Raw genomic sequence first — 24166 nt, 5'->3', positions numbered from 1 at the left:
CACGCGTTCAGGCAGCCCCCGAACAGCCGCGCGATCGATCCGGCGCCAGTTGGACGCGTGGGCAGGGAACCTGCCCACGCTACTTGACGATGGTATAGCAAGGCACATACGCCTTGCCCGGCAGCTTCATCCGGCTCTGCTCGACGAAGGAGGCCAGCAGCGCGTCCATCGGCCCCATGATCTCGCTTTCGCCGTGGATCTCGTACTTGCCGAACTCCTCGATCGCGCGGATGCCCTCTTCCTTGACGTTGCCGGCCACCACGCCCGAGAAGGCGCGGCGCAGGTTGGCCGCCAGCAGGTGCGTCTCCTGGTTCTTGTGCAGCTTCAGGTTGCGCATGTTCTCGTGGGTCGGCTTGAAGGGCTTCTGGAATTCGCGGTCGATTCTCAAGAGCCAGTTGAAGTAATAGGCATCGCCGCGCGCCTTGCGGAATTCGCGCACCTGGCGGATCCCGGCCTGCATCTCCTTCGCGACCGCATCGGGGTCGTCGACGATGATCTTGTAGCGCGCCTGCGCCTGGGCGCCCAGGGTCTGCTTGATGAAGCCGTCGATCTGCTCGAAGTACTCGTGCGATGTGGCCGGGCCGGTGAAGACCAGCGGGAACGGCATCTCGGCATTGTCCGGATGGAGCAGGATGCCGAGGATGTACAGGATCTCCTCGGCGGTGCCGGCACCGCCCGGGAACACGCAGATCCCGTGGCCGGTGCGGACAAAGGCCTCGAGGCGCTTTTCGATGTCCGGCATGATGACCAGGTCGTTGACGATCGGATTCGGCGACTCGGCGGCGATGATGCCCGGCTCCGAAATGCCGAGGTAACGCCCGCCGCCCAGCCGCTGCTTCGAGTGGCCGATGGTCGCGCCCTTCATCGGGCCCTTCATCGCGCCCGGACCGCAGCCGGTGCAGATATCGAGCTCGCGCAGGCCAAGCGCATAGCCGACCTCCTTCGAATAGTTGTATTCGACGCGGTTGATCGAGTGCCCGCCCCAGCAGACGACCAGGTTCGGGTTGCGCTGCGGCTCCAGCACGCCAGCGTTGCGCAGGATGTGGAACACCGCGTCGGTGATGCCTTCCGGCTTGCTCAGGTCGAATTTCGGATTGCCCGTCACTTCGAAGTCGACGTAGACGATGTCGCGGAGTACCGCGAACAGGTGTTCGTGGATGCCTTTGATCATCTTGCCGTCGACGAAAGCCATCGCCGGCGCGCCGCGGATGTCGAGCTTGATGCCGCGCTCGCGCTGGATCACCTTGATGTCGAAGCTGCTGTAACGTTCGAGCAGTTCCTTGCCATCGTCGATCGAGCTGCCGCTGTTGAGCACGGCGAGCGCGCATTTGCGGAAGATGTTGTACAGGCCGCCCTGGCTGGTGTCGAGCAGTTTGGCCACCTCGGCCTTGGAGAGGACTTCCAGTTGGCCTTCCGGCGAAATCAGTGTGTCGACGACTTCGTAGTTCATGCGGGTCTTCCCTTTCTTCTGGTAGGCCAGGCATTCGGGAAACCGTCGCGCCGAGGGCGTGCCGCCGGCGGCGCCGGGAAAGCCCGGCGCGTACTGCGGCAACCGACGCGCGGCGGGTTTACGGATGTGCCCGGCAACGGATCTGGCTGTTTCACCAATATACGACAACTAAGGTCGGGACGCCTGCCCGGATGCGCAAGAACTGCCAGGCAAAGTTTGTGCGCAGGTATTTACCACAATGGCAAAAAGTTTTCTTGCGGTCAGCAATTTCCACTAAAATGCGTCCCAATTGGAAATTCGGGCAAGACCTGCGTTCCATCAAAACAGACTTTCTTAAAACACTATTTCGGGAGGAACCGCATGAGCGGTGCAGCTATTTCCGCCGACAAGGGGACCATTCCAGAATTCAAACAGTTCATGGGACATCCAGCTCCGCTGTGGATGTTGTTCATGACCGAATTCTGGGAGCGTTTCGCTTTCTACGGCATCCGTTGGGCCCTGGTGCTCTACATCGTCGCCCAGTTCTACGACGGTGCTGCCGTGGGCCAGGCTGACGCCAACCTGACCTACGGTTCCTACCTCGCGCTGGTGTATGCCGGCGCCGTCTTCGGCGGCTTGATCGCCGACCGCGTCATCGGCTACCAGCGCTCGATCCTGATCGGCGCCGTCTTCATGGCGGCCGGCCTGTTCATGATCACGGTCCCGAACCAGGACGTGTTCAAGCTCGGCCTGGCCACCATCATCGTCGGTAACGGCATGTTCAAGCCGAACATCTCGACCATGGTCGGCAAGCTGTACGCGATCAACGACACCCGCCGCGATTCCGGCTTCACCATCTTCTACATGGGCATCAATGCCGGCGCGCTGATCGCTCCGGTCCTGACCCAGATCCTGGCACAGGAATACGGCGACGGCACGACCCCGGCCTACAAGGTGGTGTTCTTCGTCTCGGGCATCGGCATGCTGATCAGCCTGGTGTGGTTCTACATCGGCCGCCGCACCCTGGCCGGCATCGGCGCACCGGAACCGCAGGCGCAAGGCCGCGGCCGCGCGCTCGCCGTCATCGTCGGCAGCGTGATCGTGATTCCAGGCGTGTACTTCCTGCTGAAACTCGGCGCCGGCACCCTGCAGGTCATCCTGACCGTGCTGTTCATCGGCCTGGCACTGATGCTGATGATCGAAGGCTTCCGCAACGGTAAAGTGGCGCGCGACAAGACCATCGCCATGATGATCATCTTCTTCTTCAACATTCTGTTCTGGATGTTCTTCGAGCAGGCGGGCAGCTCCTTCACCTTCCTGGCCGACCAGATCGTCGACCGCGACTTCTCCGGCTGGATCTTCCCGGTCGCCTGGTTCCAGAGCGTGAACTCGGTCGCCATCATCGTCTTCGCGCCGATCATCGCCGCGATCTGGGTGATGCTGGGCCGCCGCAACGCGAACCCGTCGATCCCGCGCAAGTTCGGCCTCGGTCTGATCTTCAACGGCCTGGCCTTCGGCCTGCTGATGTACGCGCTGTCGACCCTGGTCGACGACATGGGCAAGATCCCGTTCTGGACCCTGTTCACCGTCTACTTCATCCAGTCGGTCGGTGAGCTGTGCCTGTCGCCGATCGGCCTGTCGATGGTCACCAAGCTCGCTCCGGTGCGCCTGGTCGGCCTGGGCATGGGCGGCTGGTTCCTGTCGACCGGCATCGGCAACAACCTGTCGGGCATCTTCGCTTCGCACGTCTCGGGCGACACCGGCATGTCGATCGGCTCGGCCCTCTCCGGCTACACCTTCGGCTTCTGGTCGCTGGTGGGCGGCGGCGTGCTGCTGTTCCTGATCGCACCGCTGATCCAGAAACTGATGCACGGCGTGAAGTAATCCGCTGTTTCAGCGTCGATCCAGACGGCAGCTTCGGCTGCCGTTTTTCATATCCGGACGCTGCCCCTGTCGGTTCGGCGGCCGCTCCGGTATCATGCGGGGATGAATCAGAATTCTTCCCAACCGTCTTTCCAGCCATTCGTCATTGGTGTCGCCGGCGGCAGCGGCAGCGGCAAGTCAACCGTATCCCAGCAGGTGCTCGCGTCCTTCGGCGCCGACATGGTCTCGATCGTCATGCAGGACGATTACTACCGCGACCAGTCCGACCTCGCCCCCGACGTGCGCCGCAAGCAGAACTACGACCATCCGCAGGCCTTCGACTGGCCGCTGCTGGTGCAGCACGTCCAGGCCTTGCGCAACGGCGAAACCATCGCCATGCCGGAGTACGATTTCACGATCGACAACCGTTCAAGCAAGACCATTCCCGTCAAGCCGGCCCCGGTGATCGTCATCGAAGGCCTGTTTGCGCTGTACGACGCGGACCTGCGCGACATGATGTCGCTAAAGATCTTCGTCGACACCGCCCCCGACGTGCGCTTCATCCGCCGCATGCAGCGCGACATCGCCGAACGCGGCCGCTCGCTCGAGAGCATCGTCGGCCAGTACATGGACACGGTGCGCCCGATGCACAAGCAATTCATCGAGCCGACCAAGCGCCACGCCGACGTCATTCTGCCGCACGGCGCGAATGGGCCGGCGGTCGACGTAATTACCACCAAGGTGGCGAGCGTCATCGGGCAGCTCAAGCGGCCCTGATCGAAATCCCTTGTTTTTGCTTCGACATCACGGCAGCTTCGGCTGCCATTTTTTATGCTCGGTCATGTCGAAGATGTGACAAAGTGCGCTTATCCTGACTGTTTCGTTTGGTAACCTAATGCACACCTACGTCAACCGCGCGAGACCAGCAAAAATGAAAACGACGACGATCAGCATCCTGCGTGGGAGTGGAGTCGGGGCCGGCGTCGGTACCGCACTCGGAATCGCACTGAACAGCCCGGTGTTGGGGATGGCAGTTGGTGTCGGGGTAGGCGTCGCGCTTGCCTGGGGCGGAGTAAGGCGTACGCGAAAAGCGTAGCAGAACGGTTTAGCCAGTCCGCTCCATCGTTTGCTTCCGCTGGCTGGAAGCAAACGCTACCGAACGACAGCGAGCGGCCAGAACCGGATGTTCAGCGAATAGCCTCGATGGAGCGTCATGCCAAAACACGTCAACCTATTCCTCGTCGCCGGCGCGCTGCTCAGCGCGAGCGCGGCGATTCTTCACCTCTTGATGATCGCTGGCGGGCCGGATTGGTACCGCTTCTTCGGCGCCGGCGAGCGCTTTGCGTCGGCGGCGGCGCGGGGACGTTACTACCCCGCCCTGGTCACGGCCTGTATCGCAGCCGTACTGGGCGTGTGGTCGGTGTACGCATTGGCAGGAGCGGGCGCGATCCACGGATTGCCGCTCCTCCGGCCTGTGCTGCTCGGCGTCACGGCCATTTACCTGGTGCGCGGGATTGCGTTCGCGCCCGCAGTGCTCGCCGGGGGTGGCCGGATGACGCCGTTCGTGCTCTGGAGTTCCGCCATTTGCCTCGGACTCGGCGTGATCCACCTGGTGGGATTGGTCCAGCGTTGGCCGGCACTGCGGCCGGCCTGATCGCGTTACTGCTCCAGGGCGCGCGGCAGGTGGACATTGTTTTCGGTACGCGTGTGCCGCGTGCACGCGTGGACTCGGGAGTCCACCCTACGAGGCCAAGCGCTGAACGCGCGGGCAGCGGGTCGCCCCGGTGCCCGGAAGAACCGCCCTATTTCGGCGCGGCCGCCTTCTCGCGCGCGACCCAGTACAGCAGCAGGACGATCGCCGCATACGGAATCAGGGACAGCAGGTCCGCATTCGGCCCCGACACGAAGGGATTCGAGCCGGCCGCCCATTTCGCCATCATGCTGTCGAAATTGGTCATCACGCCGGCCGTGATGGCGATCACGATGCCGGCCAGCGCGCCGCCGGCGATGTAGCCGGAAGCGAGCAGCGTGCCCGAGCTGCGGTCGCCGGCGGCGGTGCGCTCCTCGGCGTCGAGCTTGGCGTACTGCGGCAGCTTGTTGTTGCGGCGGTCGGCCAGCCAGCGCACGGCGCCGCCGACGGCGATCGGCAGGGTCGACACCAGCGGCAGGTAGACCCCGACCGAGAACGCCAGCGCCTGGATGCCGGCCATTTCCAGCACCACCGAGATCATCACGCCGAACAGCACCAGGGTCCAGGGCAGCTCGCGGTCGAGGATGCCCTTGATGATGTAGGACATCAGCACGGCCTTGGGCGCATCGTATTTCTTGACCTCGGTGCCGTCCGGGCGCTTGTCGTAGTGGCCGTTGATGCCGGGGTCGACCAGGTAGGCCAGGCGGCCGTCCTCGCTCACCAGGTACTTGCCGGCCGGGCCGCCGACGGCGTCCGGCTTGCGCCACACTTTATAGGTGTTCGCATCAAGCTCGGCCTGCGGACCCTGGAGCTTAGCCGTTTCCGTCAGCTTCGAGGCGTCCACCACCACGCCGGGCGCGACCTGGGCGGCCGGCACGTACACGGTGCCGGCGTCGTTCAGCTTCAACAGGATCGGCCCCAGGATCAGGGCCGAGGCAAAGGCCCCGCACAGGATCGCGTACTGCTGCAGGCGCGGGGTCGAGCCGACCAGGAAGCCGGTTTTCAGGTCTTGCGAGGTGGTGCCGGCGTTGCTGGCGGCGATGCAGACGATGGCGCCGACCGACAAGGCGGTGACGTAATACTGGCCGCCGGTCCAGCCCATCACGAGGAAGATCAGGCAGGTAAACAAGAGCGTGGCCACGGCCATGCCGGAGATCGGGTTCGAGGACGAGCCGACTTCGCCGGTCAGGCGCGAGGACACGGTGGCGAACAGGAAGCCGAACACGAGGATCAACAAGGCGCCCAGCAGGTTCATGTGCAGCGGCGTGGCGAAGGTGATGATGGCGATGATCGCCAGGCAGCCGATCGCCACCCACTTGAAGGGGATGTCCTGGTCGGTGCGCAGGCTGGTCCCGGCGGCGGCCTTGCCCTTGTCCTTGCCCATGCCGGCCAGGCCGCCCTTCAGGCCATTCCAGATCGAGGGCAGCGAGCGCACCAGCGAAATCAGGCCGCCGGCCGCGACCGCGCCGGCGCCGATGTAGAGCACATAGGCGTCGCGGATGTCGTCCGGCGACATGTCCTTGATGAGCATGGTCCCGGGCGACAGCGGCACGGTGAGCAGCTCGCCGAAGAACTTGATCATCGGGATCAGCAGCAGATAGGACAGCACGCCGCCGGCCGCCATCGTGAAGGCGATGCGCGGACCGATGATGTAGCCGACGCCGACCAGTTCCGGCGACACTTCGGCCCCGGCCGAACCGGCCTTCAGGGGCGCGCCGAACTCGAAGTTGGCGACGTCCTTCCAGCCCTTGAGCGACACATTGAAGACCTTGTACAGCAGGCCGACGCCGAAGCCGGCGAAGATGATGGCGGCGCGGCGCTTGGCATCAAGCGCGGCGCTGGAGCCGGCCTCGCGCACTTCGCCGGCGGCGGCGCGCGAGGTCTCGGTGGCGGCGGCCTTGAGCACTTCGGCGCAGGCCGTGCCTTCCGGGTATTTCAGTTCGCGGTGCTGCTCGACGATCATGGTGCGGCGCATCGGGATCATCATCAGGATGCCGAGCAGGCCGCCCAGGATGCCGACCAGCATGACGCGCGAGATTTCCAGGTCGAAGCCGAGGATCATGATCGCCGGCATGGTCACGCCCAGGCCGAAGGCGAGCGACTCGCCGGCCGAGCCCGCGGTCTGGGTGATGCTGTTTTCCAGGATGGTCGATTCGCGCCCGCCCATCTTCTTGAACATGCCGAACAGGGTGATCGCGATCACGGCCACCGGGATCGAGGCGCTGACCGTCAGGCCGACTTTTAATACCAGGTACAGCGAGGAGGCGCCGAACACCATGCCGAGCACGACACCCATCACCAGGGCGCGGATAGTGAACTCGGGCAATTGCGCATCCGCCGGGATGTAGGGCTTGACGCTGGCGGGATTCGGATCGTAAGGCATCGGCTGGTGTCCTTGTGTGTCTTGTAATGGCGGCTTAGTGCGTGCTTAACTGCGCCGAGGCGAGACTATGGCACAGGCTTGACAGGAAGAAAAGCGGATTATAATGCCCCGCCCGGCTCGCCTTTTTGCGCGGGCCCCAGCAGGAGAACACTGTCTTGACCAAGCCCTTCCAGCCCGGAGCGTCCATGCCGCGCGCCCTCCCCAGCCGTGCGCGACCGCAGGGCGGTTTCATCTTCTTCATCCTCGCCGCCATCGTGCTCGCCATTGCCGGCGTCGCCGTCTGGTTCATGTTCGCGATCGTGCCGAACGTGCCCTCGATCGGCGCCGTCACCGACTACAAGCCGAAGATCCCGCTGCGCGTCTACACGGCCGACAATGTCCTGATCGGCGAATTCGGCGAGGAGCACCGCGACTTCGTGCCGATCGCGCAGATCCCGCCGATGATGAAGAACGCCGTCCTGGCGATCGAGGACGCCCGCTTCTACGAGCACAAGGGCATCGACTGGATGGGCGCGGCGCGCGCCGTGGTCTCGAACGTGCGCGGCGGCTTCGGCGCGGGCGGCGCCTCGACCATCACCATGCAGGTGGCGCGCAACTTCTTCCTGTCGCGCGAAAAGGTCTTGTCGAGGAAACTCAACGAAGTGCTGCTGGCCTGGAAGATCGAGGATGCGCTGACCAAGGACCAGATCCTCGAGCTGTACATGAACCAGATCTACCTCGGCCAGCGCTCCTACGGCTTTTCGAGCGCGGCGCGCAGCTATTTCGGCAAGAAGCTCGACCAGCTGACGATCGCCGAGACGGCGATGCTGGCCGGCCTGCCGCAGAACCCCTCGCGCAGCAACCCGGCGGTCAACATGAAGCGCGCCAAGGCGCGCCAGGAGCAGGTGCTGCGCCGCCTGCGCGAACTCGGCCACATCGACCAGGCGCAGTACGCGCAGGCCGTCGCCGAGACCATGCGCGTGCACGCCAAGCCTAAGGAATTCGGTACCCACGCCCAGTACGTGGCCGAACTGGCGCGCCAGGCGGTGTTCGCCCAGTACGCCGAAGAATCCTATACGCGCGGGATCAAGGTCACCACCACCATCATCTCGCGCGACCAGGAGACGGCCTACGATTCGGTGCGCCGCAACGTGCTGGCCTATGACGCCCGCCACGGCTACCGCGGCCCGGAAGCGCGCATCGAGCTCCCGCCCGGCGAGCCGGAACGCGAGGAAGCCATCGTCGAGGCCTTGCAGAAGCGCCCGTCGAGCGACGGCCTGGTCCCGGCGCTGGTGCTGGAAAGCTCGGCCACCCGGGTCAAGGTGACGACCCTGGACGAGGACGAGATCACGATCAGCGGCGCCGGCCTGAAGTTTGCCGCGGCCGGCCTCTCGGGCAAGGGCAAGGCGGCGCAGCGCATCGCGCCGGGCGCGGTCATTCGCATCACGCGCTCCGGGAAAGGCGCCGGCAAGGACGGCGCCAGGGCCGAATGGGCCATCACCCAGGTGCCGCAGGTGGCGGCCGCCTTCGTCGCGCTCGACGCCGACACCGGTGCCTACCAGGCGCTGGTCGGCGGCTTCGACTACAACCTCCAGAAGTTCAACCACGTCACCCAGGCCTGGCGCCAGCCCGGTTCGGCCATCAAGCCCTTCGTGTACTCGGCGGCGCTGGCCAAGGGCTATTCTCCGGGCGCCCTGATCCTCGACGGGCCGCTCGACATGCCGGGCGAGAACGCCGGCGCGACCTGGTCGCCGCAGAACGACGACGGCCAATACATGGGACCGATCACGATCCGCCAGGCCCTGACCCGGTCCAGGAACGTGGCCAGCGTGCGCCTGCTGCGCGCGGTCGAAGTGCCGTATGCCCACGATCACCTGGGCAGGTTCGGTTTCGACATGGCGCGCCATCCGAAGAACTACACCATGGCGCTCGGCACCGGCGCCGTCACGCCGGAACAGATGGCGAGCGCCTACGCGGTGTTCGCCAACGGCGGCTACGCCGTGAAACCCTACCTGATCGCGAAGATCGAGGATGGCGACGGCACCGTCCTGTTCCGCGCCGAGCCGCCTGCCCCGCGCCAGGACAGCGCGCGCGTGCTCGATGCCCGCAACGCCTGGCTGACCGACAGCATGCTGCGCGACGTCGCCCACCTCGGCACCGGCGCGGCCGCCGGCAAGCGCCTCGGGCGGGCCGACGTCGCCGGCAAGACCGGCACCACCAGCGACGCCGTCGACGGCTGGTTCGCCGGCTATGGCGCGAACGTGGTGGCGGTGGCCTGGATGGGCTACGACGAGCCGCGCTCGCTCGGCGGACGCGAGTTCGGTTCCACCCTGGCCCTGCCGATCTGGCTCGACTACATGGACGTGGCGCTGGCCAAGCGCCCCGAGACCGAGCGCCCCGCACCGGAAGGCCTGCTGCAGGAGAACGGCGACTGGGTCTACGCCGAGTTCGCCGGGATGCCGGAGCTGCGCGCGATCGACATCGACCCCGAACTGCTGCCGACGGAGCCGGAACCCGACGATGCGGAGCCGGAACCGGAAGAAGAGGAACATCCGCGCACCGACAGCATCTTCACGCCCGCGCCAGCGCGCCCCGACCCGGTCTGGATCTCGCGCTGAGCCGGCGCCGTGCGATCGTCAGGCCGCGGCGCCGGCCTGCCAGGCCGCCAGCTGGTCCGCGAACGCGCGCCCGTACGCAGGGCGCGCCTCGCCGCGGGCGACATAGGCGGCCAGGTTCGGGTAGCCGTCCAGCAGGCCGGACGGCTTGAGCCTGAGCAGCACCGACACCATCATCAGGTCGCCCGCGCTGAACGCCCCGTCGAGCCAGTCGGCCTCGCCCAGGCGGCGCGACAGCTGCGCGAGCCGGGCGCGCACGCGCTCCTCGACCAGCGGCAGGCGCGCCTGGTACCAGGGCTCGCCGCGCTCGAGGATGCGGGCGTTGGCCAGCTCGAGGATAGGCGGCTCCACCGTATTGACCGCCGCAAACATCCAGCCGACCGCACGTGCCCGCGCGTTTGCATCAAGCGGCAGCAAGCCGGGGTGGCGCCCGGCGATATGCAGCACGATCGCCCCCGACTCGAACAGGGCCAGCCCGTCCTCCTCGTAGGTCGGAATCTGGCCGAAGGGATGCAGCGCCAGGTGCGCGGGTTCCTTCATGGCGGCGAACGACAGCGGGCGCACCGTATAGGCCTGGCCCGTTTCTTCCAGCGCCCAGCGCACGCGGGTGTCGCGCGCCAGTCCCTTGCCGCCGTCGGGCGAGTGTGCAAAAGCGGTAATCGTGATGCTCATCGTGACTCCTTTTCGTGGCTGCGCCGAACCGGCCTGCCCGGTGTGCGGCGCGGGTGAATGCGCTGCGCTAGTCCCAGGCATCGATGATCCAGTCGGCCGGCTTGCCGTTCGGCTGGCGCGGCAGCGCCGGGCCGAAGGACCAGGCGGCCGGGCGCTCGGCGCTCCCCAGGCGCTCGGCGATCCAGGCGGCGAGCGCCTGGCGCAGGGCCGCCGGGTCGCTTCCTGCCTCGGCCGGCACCACGAAGGCCTTCAGCCGGGCGCCCTCGTCCGGCCGCATCGGGCGCACCGCGCATGCGGCGACCGCCGGGTGCATGTGCACCACTTCGGCGACGTAGGCCGGGAACACATTCGTGCCGCCGACCTGCACCGCGTTGTCGATGCGCCCATCGGGGACGAAGCGGTCCGGCCCGCTCCACGCCAGCCGGTCCTGTGGGCAGTGGCGCTCCGGTCCTGCCGCGCCGTCGCGCCCGATGATGCCGTCGGCTTCGGTACGGCGCCAATACGGCAGCAAACGATACGGCTGGTCCGGCGCATCGCGCCAGCCGACGCCGGCCGTCTCCGAGCTGCCGTAAACCTGCAGCAGGCGCAGGCCCTGGGCTTGCAGCGCCCGGGCGACGGCGGGCGGGCACGGCGCGGTCGACGTCACGCCGGTCACGTCCGCCGCGAAGCCGGCCTCCAGCGCCGCCACCTGGGCCCAGAAGTCCGGATGGCCCACCACCAGGTCCCCCGGCGCCAGCCGTGCCGCCAGGCTTGCCGGCGACTGGCCGCGCACATCGACGACCGGCACCGGCGCGGCGCCGGCCTGGGGCAGCAGCACGGTGAACAGGAAACCGTAGATATGGTGCGCCGGCACCGCGCTCAGGATGCGGCGCCTGCCCGGCAACAGGCGCGCCAGCTCGTCGACCTCGCGCCACAGGTTCGCCAGCGAATGATGGCAGCGCTTGGGCGAGCCCGAGCTGCCCGAGGTGCGAAACACCAGATCGGCGTCATGGCGCGCCAGGCTGGCGCGGGCTGCCTCGACCCAGCCGGCGAACAGGGTCCGGGCCAGCAGCGCATCGTCCATCCCGGCGCGGCCGAAACCGAGTAGGTCGCCCAGCGCCGTGCCGGCACCCATCAGGTCGAGCGAATCGGCGCCGAGGTCGGCCACCAGGTCGAGCCCGGCGGGCCACGGGGGCGGCAGCGGCAGCGCGCGTCCGGGGCGCGCCTGCGCCAGCTCGAAGGCGACCAGGTCGCCCACCACGCGCTCCAGCGCGCGGTCGTCGCGCCACCATTGGACATGTCCCGCAGCTGCCATCGTTTCCATTTGAGCAAATAAATGTGGCCGATGGTGACAGCGGCGAGACGTTCCTGTCAACCGCGGGCTAAAATCGCCGATTCCGTCCCGCGCGCGATTGACACCTGTGCGGGGCCATGCCAACATTTACTTTCCGCAAATCAATTATTTTCGGTTTGCTCACGCCGAGGCCTCCCATGACCAGTATTTCACCCATCTTCGACGCGCGCGGCCTGGCCGACCTGCTCGACGCCTGCAGCCAGGACCAGCTCGACACGCTCGGCTTCGGCGTGATCGGCTTCGATGCCGACACCGTCGTGCGCCGCTATAACACCGTCGAGTCGCAGGCGGCCGGCCTGTCGCCGCAACGCGTGATCGGCGAGCCGCTGTTCACGAATGTCGCGCCCTGCCTGAACAATTTCATGGTCGCCCAGCGTTTCGAGGACGCCGCCGCCGACGCGAGCGAGCTCGACGACACGATCGACTACGTGCTGACCCTGCGCATGCGTCCGATCAAGGTCAAGCTGCGCCTGCTGGCCAGCGCCGGCGGTACCATGCGCTACGTCCTGGTGCAGCGCCGATGAACGCCGTCGACGGCGCATCCGCGCTGCGGATCGACCACCAGGCGCTGCTGGCCGAACACACTGCGCTGCGCGCGGAGCACGAAGCGCTGATGCAATTCCTCTACCTGTCCCCGGTCGGGCTGGTGCAGTCCGGGATGGACGGCGAGATCCTGATGATCAACCCGATCTCGGCCCAGCTCCTCATGCCGCTCTCGCCCGATGGCAACCTGACCAACCTGTTTACGGCCCTGGAAGAGGTGGCGCCCGACCTGCGCCTGCAGTGCGCGCAATACGGCGCCAGCCACGGCATGGTGTTCGAGGGCCTGCACATCCACCTGCGCGCCGGCAGCCAGGTGCGCGGCATGCCCCAGATCCTGTCCTTCACCCTGCTCAAGCTCGACCAGACCCGGCTGATGGCGGTGATCCAGGACGTGACGGCCGAGGTGCGGCGCGAGCGCCAGCTGCGCCAGAGCGACGCCTGGCTGAACGCGATCCTGACCCGCATCAGCGACTATGCGCTGGCCGCGCTCGACCGCCAGGGCCGGCTGTGCGACTGGAACGACAGCATCGCGCGCGTGACCGGGCACGGCGAGCACGTGATCGGCGCGCCCTACTCGGTCTTCTATCCGGACGACGCGATGACCGGCGAGCACCTGTTCGACCGCCTGCGCGAGGCCGACCACAACGGCTGGAGCATGGACGAGGGCCTGCGCCTGCGCGCCGACGGCAGCCAGTTCTGGGGCAGCGCCCTGATCGCGCCCCTGCCCGACCGCGAGGCCTTCGCGCTCGCCGGTTCCGCCGACGAGGCGCAGGCGCCGGCCTACTGCCTGATCCTGCGCGACATCAGCGACAAGCGCGCCGCCAGCGAAAAACGGCGCCAGGCGGCCTATTGCGACTACCTGACGGGCCTGGCCAACCGGCGCGCCTTCTTCGAGGCGGCCGAACTGGAATTCGAGCGCGCCGGTCACACCCCGCGCCCGCTGGCGCTGGTGCTGTTCGACGCCGACCATTTCAAGCGCATCAACGACGGCTACGGCCACCCGGCGGGCGACCGCGTGCTGTGCGACCTGGCCGCCAGCCTGGGCGACACCTTTCGCGCGGTCGACACCGTCGCGCGCATCGGCGGCGAGGAGTTCGCCGTGCTGCTGCCCTCGACCGGCCTGGCCGAGGCGCTCGCGATCGCCGAGCGCCTGCGCGCCAGGGTCGCGGCGCGGCCGGTGGCCGCGGACGGCGCCGAGATCGCCTACACCGTCAGCGCCGGCGTGGCCGTGCTCGAGGCCGGGGCCGATGCGCAAGCGGCCGGCATCGACCTCCTCCTCAAGCGCGCCGACGAGGCGCTGTACCTTGCCAAGACCAGTGGGCGCAACCGCGTCACCGCCTGGTCCCCCGACTTGTCCAGCCATGAAAACACTCCACAGCGAAGCCGACATCCAGGTTGAGCAGATCGACGCCTACGAGGCGCTGATCCAGTTCCTGTACCGCGCCCCGATCGGGCTGGTGCAGACCGACCTCGCGGGCACCGTCGACATGCTCAACCCGATGGCCTCGAACCTGCTGATGCCGCTCGCGCGCGACGGCGGCCTGGACAACCTGTTCGCCGTGCTCGAGCCGGTCGCGCCCCAGGTGCGGCAGCTGGCCGAGGCCTTCGGCGAACCCTCGGGCGTGGTCTGCGACGCCCTGCGCGTGCCGCTCGATGCGGCCAGGGCGGCCGGCGCCCCGCAGGTGTTGTCGATCAGCCTGATGAAACTCGACCCCGAGCGCCTGATGGCGGCGATTTCCGACGCCACGCTGGAGATGCAGCGCGAGCAGGAAACCCTGCGCCGCCGCCTGCGCAGCGCTGCCCGCACGGACGCCCTGACGCGGCTGCCGAACCGCGCCGCCGCGCGCGACCAGGTGCAGGACCTGCTCGACCATGGGAAGCCGCAGGACGGGCCTGCCGACTCGTTCGCCCTGCTGTTCCTGAACTGCGACCGCTTCCGCCAGATCAACGACACGCTCGGCCAGGCGCTCGGCGACCGGCTGCTGAACGCGATCGGCGACCGCCTGTTGACGGCGCTGGCCGACCGCATGCGCGCCGGCGGGCTGCCGGCCAATGGCCTGGTCGACCCGTCGGCCGGCGGCGCCGGCCTCGTGGCCCGGGTCGGCGGCGACGAATTCGTGGTGCTGCTGTCGCACCTGCGCCATCCGGACGAAGCCGAGCGGCTCGCCCTGCGCCTGCTCGACGCCCTCGCGCGGCCGCACGAACTGGACGGCCAGGAGGTGCCCTGCCGCGCCAGCATCGGCGTGCTGTGGGGCGCTGCCGCCGAAGGCGATGCCGACGCGGCGCTGCGCGACGCCAGCATCGCCATGATCGAAGCCAAGCGTGCCGGCGGCGCGCGCCATGTCGTGTTCGAGCGCGCCATGCGCGAGCGCGCCGCGCGCCGCGCCGACATCGAAGCCCAGCTGCGCCTGGCGCTGGCCGAGGAACAGCTGTTTGTCGTCTACCAGCCGGTGGTGGGGCTGTGCGCGGACGGCGGGGTCGACCACGCGGCCGGGGTCGAGGCGCTGGTGCGCTGGCAGCATCCGCAGCGCGGCCTGGTGCCGCCCTTCGACTTCATCGGCGTGGCCGAGGAATGCGGCCTGATCGACCAGATCGGCGACTTCGTGCTCGAGCGCGCCTGCGCCGACTTCATGCGCTGGCAGGACCAGCTGGGCGCCGATGCGCCGCGCCTGATGGCGGTCAACCTGTCGCGCGCCCAGCTGGCCCAGCCCGACTGGACCGCGAAGGTGGCGGCGACGCTGGCGCGCACCGGCATGCCGGCCGCCTGCCTGCAACTGGAGGTGACCGAGAGCCTGGCGGCCCAGGACGAGCAGACCCAGCTGCGCCTGCATGAGCTGAAGGCGCTCGGCATCCAGCTTGCGCTCGACGATTTCGGGACCGGCTACTCGTCCCTGTCGAGCCTGCACCTGTTGCCGGTCGACACCGTCAAGATCGACCGTTCCTTCGTGAGCCGCGCCGACACCAGCCAGCACCACCGGGTGCTGATCGAGGCGACCGTCAAGGTCGCGATGAGCCTGGGCATGAACACGGTCGCCGAAGGCATCGAAACCGCCGCCCAGCTCGACGCCGTGCGCGCCCAGCAATGCGCCAAGGGCCAGGGCTACCTGTTCAGCCGGCCGCTGGTGGCGGACCTGCTGGTCGAGTGGATCCGGGAGCAACGGGGCGCCTGACGCCGCTGCCTGTCCGGGCTATCCTACACAGGCACCGGGCCCGATCCTATGGCGCGCCCGCGCGCGCCGCCGCATCATGAAAACCTGTCATCACCCTGAGAGGATAACCATGAAGCAATTCACGACAGCCGTCCTGCTGGCCGCTTGCGGCGCCCTGGCCGCCTGCAATACCACCCCGAAAGGCGATGCGATGGACACCAGCGTGTCGGGCAGCGCAAGCGGCTCGATGACGAGCGGCAGCACCGGCGCCGCGGGCGCCAACCCGACCTCCGGCACCACGGGCGGCACCGATGCCAAGGCCGGCAGCGTCGAAGGCGCCAACGCGGCGACGAGCGGCGAACGCCGCTGAGTTCTACCCACCGCAGATATAAACTGTCCGGTTTCTCCTACACAAACGCCCTCTTCCTTCCTATAGTGAACGGAACAGAGCGCTCCCATGATGAAGACCTCAATCAACCTAGGAGGGAAAACAAGATGAAACGCACCACTCTGAGCGTCATGCTGGCTGCCTTGATGGGCCTGGGCCTGGCCGCCTGCAAGTCCACGACGAACGATATGGACAGCAGCTCGGGTTCGATGGGCACCGGCACCTCGGGTTCGATGGGCACGGGTACCTCGTCGGGTACCACCGGTACCAGCGGCAGCTGGGGCACGGGCACCGGCACCTCCGGCAGCGGCACGACCGGTACTACCGGCACCACCGGCACCACCGGCACGACGGGCACCATGGATGGCACCACCGGCACCACCGGCACCGCCACCCCGCCGGCCACCACCACTCCGCCTAGCACGACCGGCACCGGCCGCTAAGCCTTGCGTCAAGCGCGGCATGCCATCCGGGCGTGCCGCCGGGCCGGGCCTGCGGGCCCCGCTCCTGCTTTCTCCATCAACCGTCTTCCTGTCCTGCCGGGCGCCCTGCCCAGGCAAGCCAACACGGTGCCGCCTGGTGTCGCAAATCCGCCCCATCCGGACCGGCAGCGCTGGCGCCCGCTTTGTGTCGTCGCGTATCATGTTGCCTCACATCAACGACGCATCCCTCCATGAGCACCACTTCGCAGCAAGTCCCCCCCGATTTCGACGCCGTCGCCGCCGCAGCCGCTTCCCTGCAGGCCGAGGGCAAGCCCGTGGCCATCGACACCCTGAGCACGGTGCTTGGTAACGCTTCGGCGAACGCCATCGCCCGTCACCTGGCAAGCTGGCGCCTCGAACACGGCGCGCCGCCGGCGCCGCCTGCGCCGGAAATTCCGGCCGCCATCCTGGCTGACCTGAACAGTTGGGCCCAGCGCTACGCGGAGGAAGCCGGCGCCGGGACGCGCGCCGCGCTGGCCCAGGCCGAGCGCGACATGGCCCTGCTTGCCGCCGGAGGCGAAGAGCTGGAAGCCGAGCGCGACGGCCTGCGCGACGAGGTCGAGGACGCCGCCAGCGCGCGCGACGCCGCGCTGGCCGCCGCCGCCGAACGCGACGAGGAGATCGAACGCCTGAACGCCGAGCTGCGCAACGCGCGCCAGATCGCGATGGATGCGCTGGTCGGCAAGGCCAAGGACCAGCTCGCCATTGACGGCAAGGATGCGCAACTGGCCGACCTGCGCTCCCAGCTCGAGAAGAATGTGGCGGCCTCGGCCGCGCAATCGGATGCGCGCCTGGCCGCCGAGATGGAACTGGTCGGGGCCGTGACCGCGCGCGACAGCATCGCCGCCGAGATGGAAGCGCTGCGCAGCCAGCTGGCGGCCAGCCTGTCCGAACGCACCCGGCTGCGCGCCGAAGTCGAAACGCTGCGCGGCCGCGCCAAATAGCCTGCGCCGAGGCTGGCACGCTACACTCCGACCACGGCCGGGTTGACGCAGGCGGGGCCCGCTGCGAAATCCCGCGCGGCCGGGCTGGCGCCGCCCTAAGCTTGGAACACATCCATGGCTGACGGAGCAAACATGCGGACACTGGCGGGACTGCTGATCTTGCTTGCCACGGGCACGGCCTGCGCCCAGTCGCCCCCACACGCCGAGGCGGTCGCCTTCTGGACCTCCGGTTACGCCGGGGCGGACATCGCCGGCGGCGACAACCATTGCCCGGCGCCCGCCCTTCCCGCCATTTCGACCGCGTACCCGCCGCCGCGCGGCGTGCGCAAGGCCATCCTCGACTGGGAAACATGCCACGCCGGCTACCTGGCCGGCCTGCGCGCGACGCCGGCCGCGTCACGCATTCCCGCCGCCGTGCTGGCCGCGATGACGCCGCACCAGCGCGCCCGCGCACTCGCCCATGTGGGCGCCGTCCAGGCCAGGGTCATGGCGGCGGCGCAGGCGGACGGGGCGGCGCTGGCGGCGCGCCATGCGAGCTGGCTGGGCGCCCGCGTCGAACGCCTCGGCCCTGCGCGCCCCATTCCCAAGTAAGCACCTAGAGCGTGACCGAGGGCGTGCGCTTCAGGCAGCGCAGCGTAAACGTCGAGCGCGTGTGGGTGACGCCCGGCAGCTTGTAGAGCTTCTGGCGCAGGAAGCGCTCATAGCCTTCGGTGCCGGAGACCGCCACCTTGATCAGGTAATCGTATTCCCCCGACAGCAGGTAGGCTTCCATCACCTCCGGCAGTTCGGCCAGCGCGTCGGAAAAGCGCTGGAAGATCTCGTCGTCGTGGCGGTCGACCGTGACTTCGATGATCACGGTGTCGGGCAAACCCAGCGTGCGCTGGTCGAGCACGGCGGCGTAGCCGCTGATGTGACCCGACTCTTCCAGTGCGCGCACGCGGTGCCAGCAGGGCGTGGGCGACAGGCTGACGGTGTCCGCCAGTTTCTGGTTGCTGATGCGGCCGTCCTGGCTGAGCGTACGCAGGATCTTGCGGTCGATCTCGTCGAGTACACCGTCTTTCATTCTTGACATTCCTTTCGCATCGCGCCACCCCGCTAGATAATCCTTACCTATTTTAGCCGAAGCATAGGAGATTCTTTACAGATCGTGGCAAAACGCCCCGGGGAACGAAAGAACATTCTTTGTGCGCTGCAGTAAAATATTGCTTTGTCATTAGCAGCGAACCGATCATCGCCCCGCAACGGGGACCACGGCGGTTTGTGCGCTTGCAGCATTCGTTTCGGAGTCATTTTGTCAGAAGCAGTTTCACGGGCGGGATTAGGCTACGGGGATGACCTGTCCGCCGAGTTGCCGCTCATGCTGGTCACCCCCGCCATGTTCGCCGCCAACCTGCTCGTCGCACGCTGGGCCGAGAGTGCGGCCATCCCGCCGCTGTTCCTCGCCTTCGGGCGCTGGGCGCTCGCGTTCGCGATCCTGCTGCCCGCGGTCGGCCCGCGCCTGTGGGCGCTGCGCCATGTGCTGCGCGCCAACTGGCCGCGCCTGATGCTGCTGGCGGGGCTGGGCATGGGCCTGGCGGTCGGCCCCCAATACATCGGCGCGCGCCATACCAGCGCGGCCAACATCGCCATCATCTTTGCCGCCTGCCCGGCCCTGGTGACGCTGCTGGAAACCGTGGTCTGGAAAGCGCCGCTGTCGCGCAAGCAGGCCGGCGGCATGCTGCTGGCCATCCTCGGCATCCTGATCGTGCTCGCCCGCGGCGACGTCGCGGCGCTGGGCGGCCTGGCCTTCGGGACCGGCGACCTGTGGGTGGTGCTGGCCGCCTGCGGCTGGGTGTTCTACACGGTGCTCGGCCGGCGCATGCCGCTGCCGCCGATGCCGGCCACGGTGAAACTGGCGGCGCTGATCGGCGGCGGCGCCCTGGTGCTGGCGCCCTTCGCCGCGCTCGAGGCGGTGGGCGGCGCCCGGCCCGACCTGCTCGATGCGCGCCTGTATCTGGCGCTCGCCTTCCTGGCCGTGGTGCCGAGCCTGGGCGCCTACTTCTGCTTCGACCGCCTGGTGGCCGTCGCCGGCCCGGCGCGCGCCAGCATGTCGGTCTACCTGATTCCGCTGTTTGCGACGCTGGCGGCCTGGCCGCTGCTGGGCGAGGCGCCGCACCTCTACCATGTCGCCGGCTTCGGCGTGATCCTGGCCGGCGTCGCCTTGTCGAGCATGCGTCGGCGCTAGGCGCCGGCAGGCGAGGTGCGCCCGGTGCAGCACGCCGGCGTGACGCGGTCGGTTCGTCTATAATCAACAACCCATCGGCCCGACTGCACACTGCCCGCCTGCATGCCTTTCGACCTCAACAAGCACCTCCCCAAGCCCGGTAACCGTTTCGTCCTGCCTGCCCTGTCCGGCTCGTCCGACGCCTATGCCTTGTCGGTCGCCGGCCTCGCCTTCAAGCAGCACAAGCAGATGCTCACCGTCATCGTGGCCAACGCCAGCGACGGCCAGCGCCTGCTCGACGAAATCGCCTGGTTCGCCGACGGCAAGCTGGCCTGCCACCTGCTGCCGGACTGGGAAACCCTGCCCTACGACGCCTTTTCGCCGCACCAGGACCTGGTCTCCGAGCGTCTGGCGACCCTGCACGAAATCCAGAACGGCCAGTGCGACGTGCTCGTCGTGCCGGCCACCACGGCCCTGGTGCGCCTGGCCCCGCCTTCCTTCCTGGCCGCCTACACCTTCTTCTTCCGCCAGGGCGAAAGCCTCGACGAAGCCAGGCTCAAGGCGCAGCTGACGCTGGCCGGCTACAGCCACGTGTCGCAGGTGATGTCGCCGGGCGAATACTCGGTGCGCGGCGGCCTGATCGACCTGTTCCCGATGGGCTCCGTCCTGCCCTACCGGCTCGACCTGTTCGGCGACGAGATCGAAACCATCCGCACCTTCGATGCCGACACCCAGCGCTCGCTCTACCCGGTCAAGGAAGTGCGCCTGCTGCCGGGCCGCGAATTTCCGATGGACGAAGCGGCGCGCACGCGTTTTCGCAGCCGCTGGCGCGAGCGTTTCGAGGGCGATCCCTCGCGCTCGCCGGTCTACAAGGACATCGGCAGCGGCATCGCCTCGGCCGGCATCGAATACTACCTGCCGCTCTTCTTCGAAGAGACGGCCACCCTGTTCGACTACCTGCCCGCGGACGGCCCGCTGGCCCTGGTGGGCGACATCGACGCCGCCATTGCGCGCTTCTGGACGGATACCGAATCGCGTTACCGCTTCCTGAAAAGCGACCGCGAACGCCCCTTGCTCGAGCCGCGCGAGCTGTTCCTCTCGAGCGAGCAGTTCTTCACCTGCGCCAAGCCGCACGGGCGCTGGAACATCGCGCGCGACGCGCAGGCGCCGGCCTCGGAGCTCTCGAGCCCGATCCCCGACATTGCCGTGAACCGCCGCCTGGAAGACCCGCTGGCGAACCTGCGCGCCTACCTGGCGCGTACCGGCTGCCGGGTGATGATCTGCGCCGAGTCGAACGGGCGCCGCGAAACCCTGCAGCAGTATTTCAACGAATACAAGCTGGAACTGGCTCCGGTCGAGGGCTTCGAGGGCATGCTGGCCAGCGACGCCAGGGTGGCGCTCGGGGTGGCCCCGCTGCAGGCCGGGTTCGAGCTGATGGAAGCGTCCAGCGGCTGCATCGCCTTCATCACCGAGACCGAGCTGTATGCCGGCTCCGGGCGCCGCGCCGGCAAGAAGAAGCAGGAAGCGACCAGCCAGGTCGAATCGATGGTGCGCGACCTGTCCGAACTCAAGATCGGCGACCCGGTGGTGCACATCAACCACGGCATCGGCCGCTACATGGGCCTGGCCAGCATGGACCTGGGCGAAGGCGAGACCGAATTCCTGCACCTGGAATACGCGAAGGACACCAAGCTGTATGTGCCGGTGTCGCAGCTGCACGTAATCTCGCGCTATTCCGGCACCTCGCCAGAGGACGCGCCCCTGCACTCGCTCGGTTCCGGCCAGTGGGACAAGGCCAAGAGAAAGGCCGCCGAGCAGGTGCGCGACACCGCCGCCGAGCTGTTGAATCTGTACGCGCGGCGCGCCGCGCGCACCGGACACTCCTTCGAGTACTCGCACATCGACTACGAGAACTTCGCCCAGAGTTTCGGCTTCGACGAGACGCCGGACCAGGCCGAGGCAATCGCCAACGTGATCAAGGACATGACCTCGGGCCGGCCGATGGATCGCCTGGTGTGCGGCGACGTTGGCTTCGGCAAGACCGAAGTGGCCCTGCGCGCCGCCTTCATTGCCGTCATGGGCGGCAAGCAGGTGGCGATCCTGGCGCCGACGACCCTGCTGGCCGAGCAGCATGCGCAAACCTTTGCCGACCGCTTCGCCGACTGGCCGGTGAAAATCGCCGAGCTGTCGCGCTTCCGCACCGGCAAGGAGATCAACAACGCGATCAAGGGCATGGCCGACGGCACCCTCGACATCGTGATCGGCACCCATAAACTGCTCTCGCCGGACGTGAAATTCACGCGCCTGGGCCTGGTCATCATCGACGAGGAGCACCGCTTCGGGGTGCGCCAGAAGGAGGCCCTGAAAGCCTTGCGCGCCGAGGTCGACGTGCTGACGCTGACCGCGACCCCGATCCCGCGCACGCTCGGCATGGCTTTGGAGGGCCTGCGCGACTTTTCGATCATCGCCACCGCCCCGCAGAAGCGGCTGGCGATCAAGACTTTTGTCCGCAGCGAAGACGGCTCCGTGATCCGCGAGGCCTGCCTGCGCGAACTGAAACGCGGCGGCCAGATCTACTTCCTGCACAACGAAGTCGAGACCATCGAGAACCGCCTGGCGATGCTGCGCGAGCTGCTGCCGGAAGCACGCATCGGCGTCGCCCACGGCCAGATGCACGAACGCGACCTGGAAAAGGTGATGCGCGACTTCGTGGCCCAGCGCTTCAACATCCTGCTGTGCACGACCATCATCGAGACCGGCATCGACGTGCCGACCGCGAACACGATCATCATGCACCGCGCCGACAAGTTTGGCCTGGCCCAGCTGCACCAGCTGCGCGGGCGCGTCGGCCGCTCGCACCACCAGGCCTATGCGTATTTGCTGGTGAACGACGTATCGAACCTCACCAAGCAGGCGCAGCGCCGCCTCGACGCGATCCAGGCGATGGAAGAACTGGGCAGCGGCTTCTATCTGGCCATGCACGACCTGGAGATCCGCGGCGCCGGCGAGGTGCTGGGCGAGAACCAGTCCGGCGAGATGCTCGAAATCGGGTTCCAGTTATATTCGGATATGCTCAACGAGGCGGTGCGCTCGCTGAAGGCCGGCAAGGAGCCGGACCTGGCGGCGCCGCTGTCGACCACGACCGAGATCAACCTGCACGTGCCGGCCCTGCTGCCGGCCGACTTCTGCGGCGACGTGCACGAGCGCCTGTCGATCTACAAGCGGCTGGCCAACTGCGAAAGCCAGGGCAAGGTCGACGATATGCAGGAAGAGCTGATCGACCGCTTCGGCAAGCTGCCGGAACAGGTCAAGGCCCTGATCGAGACGCACCGCCTCCGCATCGCCGCCAAGACGGTCGGCATCGTCAAGATCGACGCCCACGGCGAGGCGGCCAGCCTGCAGTTCATGGAGCAGCCGCCGATCGACCCGATCAGGATCATCACCCTGATCCAGAAGAACCGCCACATCAAGCTGGCCGGCCAGGACAAGCTGCGCATCACCGCCAGCATGCCGGACCTGGCCGCGCGCGTGCTGCAGGTGAAGCAGACGATCAAACAACTGCTGGCTTGAGACTTTACAAAAATACGATGACGATGAACCTGGTAGTACAAAGCCCGACCGCCGCGCCGGCGGCACTCGAAGCCGTGGCCGCCCTGGCCCGCCCCGCCCGCATGGTCTTCCTGGGCGACCAGGCCTTGCGCGCCGAGGACGTGATGCATACGCTTGAAGTGATCGAGGCGGTGCAGGCGGCGGCGCTGGCCGCCCAGGCCGATGCGACCTTCGTCGCGCCCGGCCGCAGCCTGTCGGACTTCGCCCTGGTGGCGATGGACATGGACTCGACCCTGATCACCATCGAATGTATCGACGAGATCGCCGACATGCAGGGCCTGAAGGCCGAGGTGTCCGAGATCACCGAGGCGGCGATGCGCGGCGAACTCGATTTCGCGGCCAGCCTGACGCGCCGCGTCGCCCTGCTGGCCGGACTGGAAGCGGCGGCCCTGGAGCGCGTCTACGAGGAGCGCCTGCGGCTGTCGCCGGGCGCGGTGGAGATGCTCGCCGCGGTGCAGGCGGCCGGCCTCAAGACGCTGCTGGTGTCGGGCGGCTTCACCTTCTTCACCGACCGCCTCAAGCGCCGCCTGGCGCTCGACTACACGCACGCCAACCTGCTCGAGGTCGAGGACGGGCGGCTCACCGGGCGCGTGATCGGCGGCATCGTCGACGCCGAGGAAAAGATGCGCACCGTGCAGCGCGTGTGCGCCGAACTGGGGGTCGGCACCGAGCGGGCGATCGTCATGGGTGACGGCGCCAACGACCTCAAAATGATGGGCGTGGCCGGCCTGTCGGTGGCGTTTCGCGCCAAGCCGGTGGTGCGGGCGCAGGCGGACGTGGCGCTCAATTTCAGCGGGCTGGACGGGGTGCTGGCGGTGCTGGCCTCCTGAATTACGTAGGGTGGCGCGGGCGGCGAACCGCTCCCGACTCCACGCGTGCTTTTT

General features: G+C 67.7%; 19 protein-coding genes. 14 read left to right on the top strand and 5 right to left on the bottom strand.

What is annotated here, in order from left to right:
• Positions 1-79: 79 nt before the first annotated feature.
• Positions 80-1450, bottom strand: coding sequence for a nucleotide 5'-monophosphate nucleosidase PpnN (gene ppnN, locus ACFPAH_RS12010; protein WP_379745223.1), 1371 nt, complete (start codon positions 1448-1450; stop codon positions 80-82).
• 360 nt (positions 1451-1810) lie between these two features.
• Between ppnN and ACFPAH_RS12005 the strand changes: the two genes are divergently transcribed.
• The 3 genes from ACFPAH_RS12005 to ACFPAH_RS11995 all read left to right on the top strand — a co-directional run bounded on the left by ACFPAH_RS12005 (position 1811) and on the right by ACFPAH_RS11995 (position 4946).
• Positions 1811-3313 carry a peptide MFS transporter gene (locus ACFPAH_RS12005; RefSeq protein ID WP_379745220.1) on the top strand — a complete coding sequence of 501 codons (1503 nt, stop codon included), beginning with the start codon at positions 1811-1813 and terminating at the stop codon, positions 3311-3313.
• A 102-nt stretch (positions 3314-3415) separates the two neighbouring features.
• Positions 3416-4069, top strand: a complete 654-nt coding sequence (udk, locus tag ACFPAH_RS12000; RefSeq protein ID WP_379745217.1) for a uridine kinase — start codon at positions 3416-3418, stop codon at positions 4067-4069.
• Between the two features lie 436 nt (positions 4070-4505).
• Positions 4506-4946 carry a hypothetical protein gene (locus ACFPAH_RS11995; RefSeq protein WP_379745214.1) on the top strand — a complete coding sequence of 147 codons (441 nt, stop codon included), beginning with the start codon at positions 4506-4508 and terminating at the stop codon, positions 4944-4946.
• A gap of 148 nt (positions 4947-5094) precedes the next feature.
• Here ACFPAH_RS11995 and ACFPAH_RS11990 read toward each other — a convergent pair whose 3' ends face one another.
• Positions 5095-7365: an OPT family oligopeptide transporter gene (locus tag ACFPAH_RS11990; RefSeq protein ID WP_379745212.1), complete on the bottom strand. Its 2271-nt coding sequence runs from the start codon at positions 7363-7365 to the stop codon at positions 5095-5097.
• A 185-nt stretch (positions 7366-7550) separates the two neighbouring features.
• Between ACFPAH_RS11990 and ACFPAH_RS11985 the strand changes: the two genes are divergently transcribed.
• Positions 7551-9962 carry a penicillin-binding protein 1A gene (locus ACFPAH_RS11985; protein WP_379745209.1) on the top strand — a complete coding sequence of 804 codons (2412 nt, stop codon included), beginning with the start codon at positions 7551-7553 and terminating at the stop codon, positions 9960-9962.
• A gap of 18 nt (positions 9963-9980) precedes the next feature.
• On the opposite strand, the gene ACFPAH_RS11980 is transcribed toward ACFPAH_RS11985, so the two are convergent.
• Both ACFPAH_RS11980 and ACFPAH_RS11975 read right to left on the bottom strand, forming a co-directional pair.
• Positions 9981-10631: a glutathione S-transferase family protein gene (locus ACFPAH_RS11980; protein WP_379745207.1), complete on the bottom strand. Its 651-nt coding sequence runs from the start codon at positions 10629-10631 to the stop codon at positions 9981-9983.
• A 67-nt stretch (positions 10632-10698) separates the two neighbouring features.
• Complete coding sequence (locus ACFPAH_RS11975) at positions 10699-11925, bottom strand: AMP-binding protein (protein ID WP_379745204.1); 1227 nt, start codon at positions 11923-11925, stop codon at positions 10699-10701.
• A 176-nt stretch (positions 11926-12101) separates the two neighbouring features.
• Here ACFPAH_RS11975 and ACFPAH_RS11970 point away from each other — a divergent pair, with 176 nt between their 5' ends.
• From ACFPAH_RS11970 to ACFPAH_RS11940, 7 genes are all read left to right on the top strand, one after another.
• Positions 12102-12488, top strand: coding sequence for a PAS domain-containing protein (locus ACFPAH_RS11970; protein ID WP_379745201.1), 387 nt, complete (start codon positions 12102-12104; stop codon positions 12486-12488).
• On the top strand, positions 12485-13906 hold the full coding sequence (locus tag ACFPAH_RS11965) for a sensor domain-containing diguanylate cyclase (RefSeq protein WP_379745198.1): 1422 nt from the start codon (positions 12485-12487) through the stop codon (positions 13904-13906). Before ACFPAH_RS11970 ends, ACFPAH_RS11965 begins: the two co-directional genes overlap by 4 nt.
• A complete protein-coding gene (locus tag ACFPAH_RS11960) occupies positions 13869-15677 on the top strand; it encodes a putative bifunctional diguanylate cyclase/phosphodiesterase (RefSeq protein ID WP_379745195.1) in 1809 nt (602 codons plus the stop codon). Before ACFPAH_RS11965 ends, ACFPAH_RS11960 begins: the two co-directional genes overlap by 38 nt.
• Positions 15678-15786: 109 nt before the next feature.
• Positions 15787-16026 carry a hypothetical protein gene (locus ACFPAH_RS11955; RefSeq protein WP_379745192.1) on the top strand — a complete coding sequence of 80 codons (240 nt, stop codon included), beginning with the start codon at positions 15787-15789 and terminating at the stop codon, positions 16024-16026.
• A 125-nt stretch (positions 16027-16151) separates the two neighbouring features.
• Positions 16152-16487: a hypothetical protein gene (locus ACFPAH_RS11950; RefSeq protein WP_379745189.1), complete on the top strand. Its 336-nt coding sequence runs from the start codon at positions 16152-16154 to the stop codon at positions 16485-16487.
• Positions 16488-16717: 230 nt separating this feature from the next.
• Entirely contained in the window at positions 16718-17470 is a 753-nt protein-coding gene (locus ACFPAH_RS11945; RefSeq protein ID WP_379745186.1) for a DNA-binding protein, read from the top strand.
• A gap of 132 nt (positions 17471-17602) precedes the next feature.
• Entirely contained in the window at positions 17603-18061 is a 459-nt protein-coding gene (locus tag ACFPAH_RS11940) for a hypothetical protein (protein ID WP_379745183.1), read from the top strand.
• 4 nt (positions 18062-18065) lie between these two features.
• On the opposite strand, the gene ACFPAH_RS11935 is transcribed toward ACFPAH_RS11940, so the two are convergent.
• A complete protein-coding gene (locus ACFPAH_RS11935; protein ID WP_379745180.1) occupies positions 18066-18533 on the bottom strand; it encodes an Lrp/AsnC family transcriptional regulator in 468 nt (155 codons plus the stop codon).
• 294 nt (positions 18534-18827) lie between these two features.
• On the opposite strand from ACFPAH_RS11935, the gene ACFPAH_RS11930 reads away from it, so the two are divergent.
• The 3 genes from ACFPAH_RS11930 to serB all read left to right on the top strand — a co-directional run bounded on the left by ACFPAH_RS11930 (position 18828) and on the right by serB (position 24112).
• Positions 18828-19694, top strand: a complete 867-nt coding sequence (locus ACFPAH_RS11930) for a DMT family transporter (protein WP_379745177.1) — start codon at positions 18828-18830, stop codon at positions 19692-19694.
• Between the two features lie 102 nt (positions 19695-19796).
• Positions 19797-23243: a transcription-repair coupling factor gene (gene mfd / locus ACFPAH_RS11925; RefSeq protein WP_379745174.1), complete on the top strand. Its 3447-nt coding sequence runs from the start codon at positions 19797-19799 to the stop codon at positions 23241-23243.
• A gap of 17 nt (positions 23244-23260) precedes the next feature.
• A complete protein-coding gene (gene serB / locus ACFPAH_RS11920; protein WP_379745171.1) occupies positions 23261-24112 on the top strand; it encodes a phosphoserine phosphatase SerB in 852 nt (283 codons plus the stop codon).
• The last annotated feature ends 54 nt before the right edge of the window (positions 24113-24166 follow it).

It is taken from the genome of Massilia sp. GCM10023247, assembly GCF_042653325.1.
Taxonomy (GTDB): Bacteria; Pseudomonadota; Gammaproteobacteria; order Burkholderiales; family Burkholderiaceae_D; genus Telluria.
This window is presented reverse-complemented; position numbering and strand designations above follow the sequence as displayed.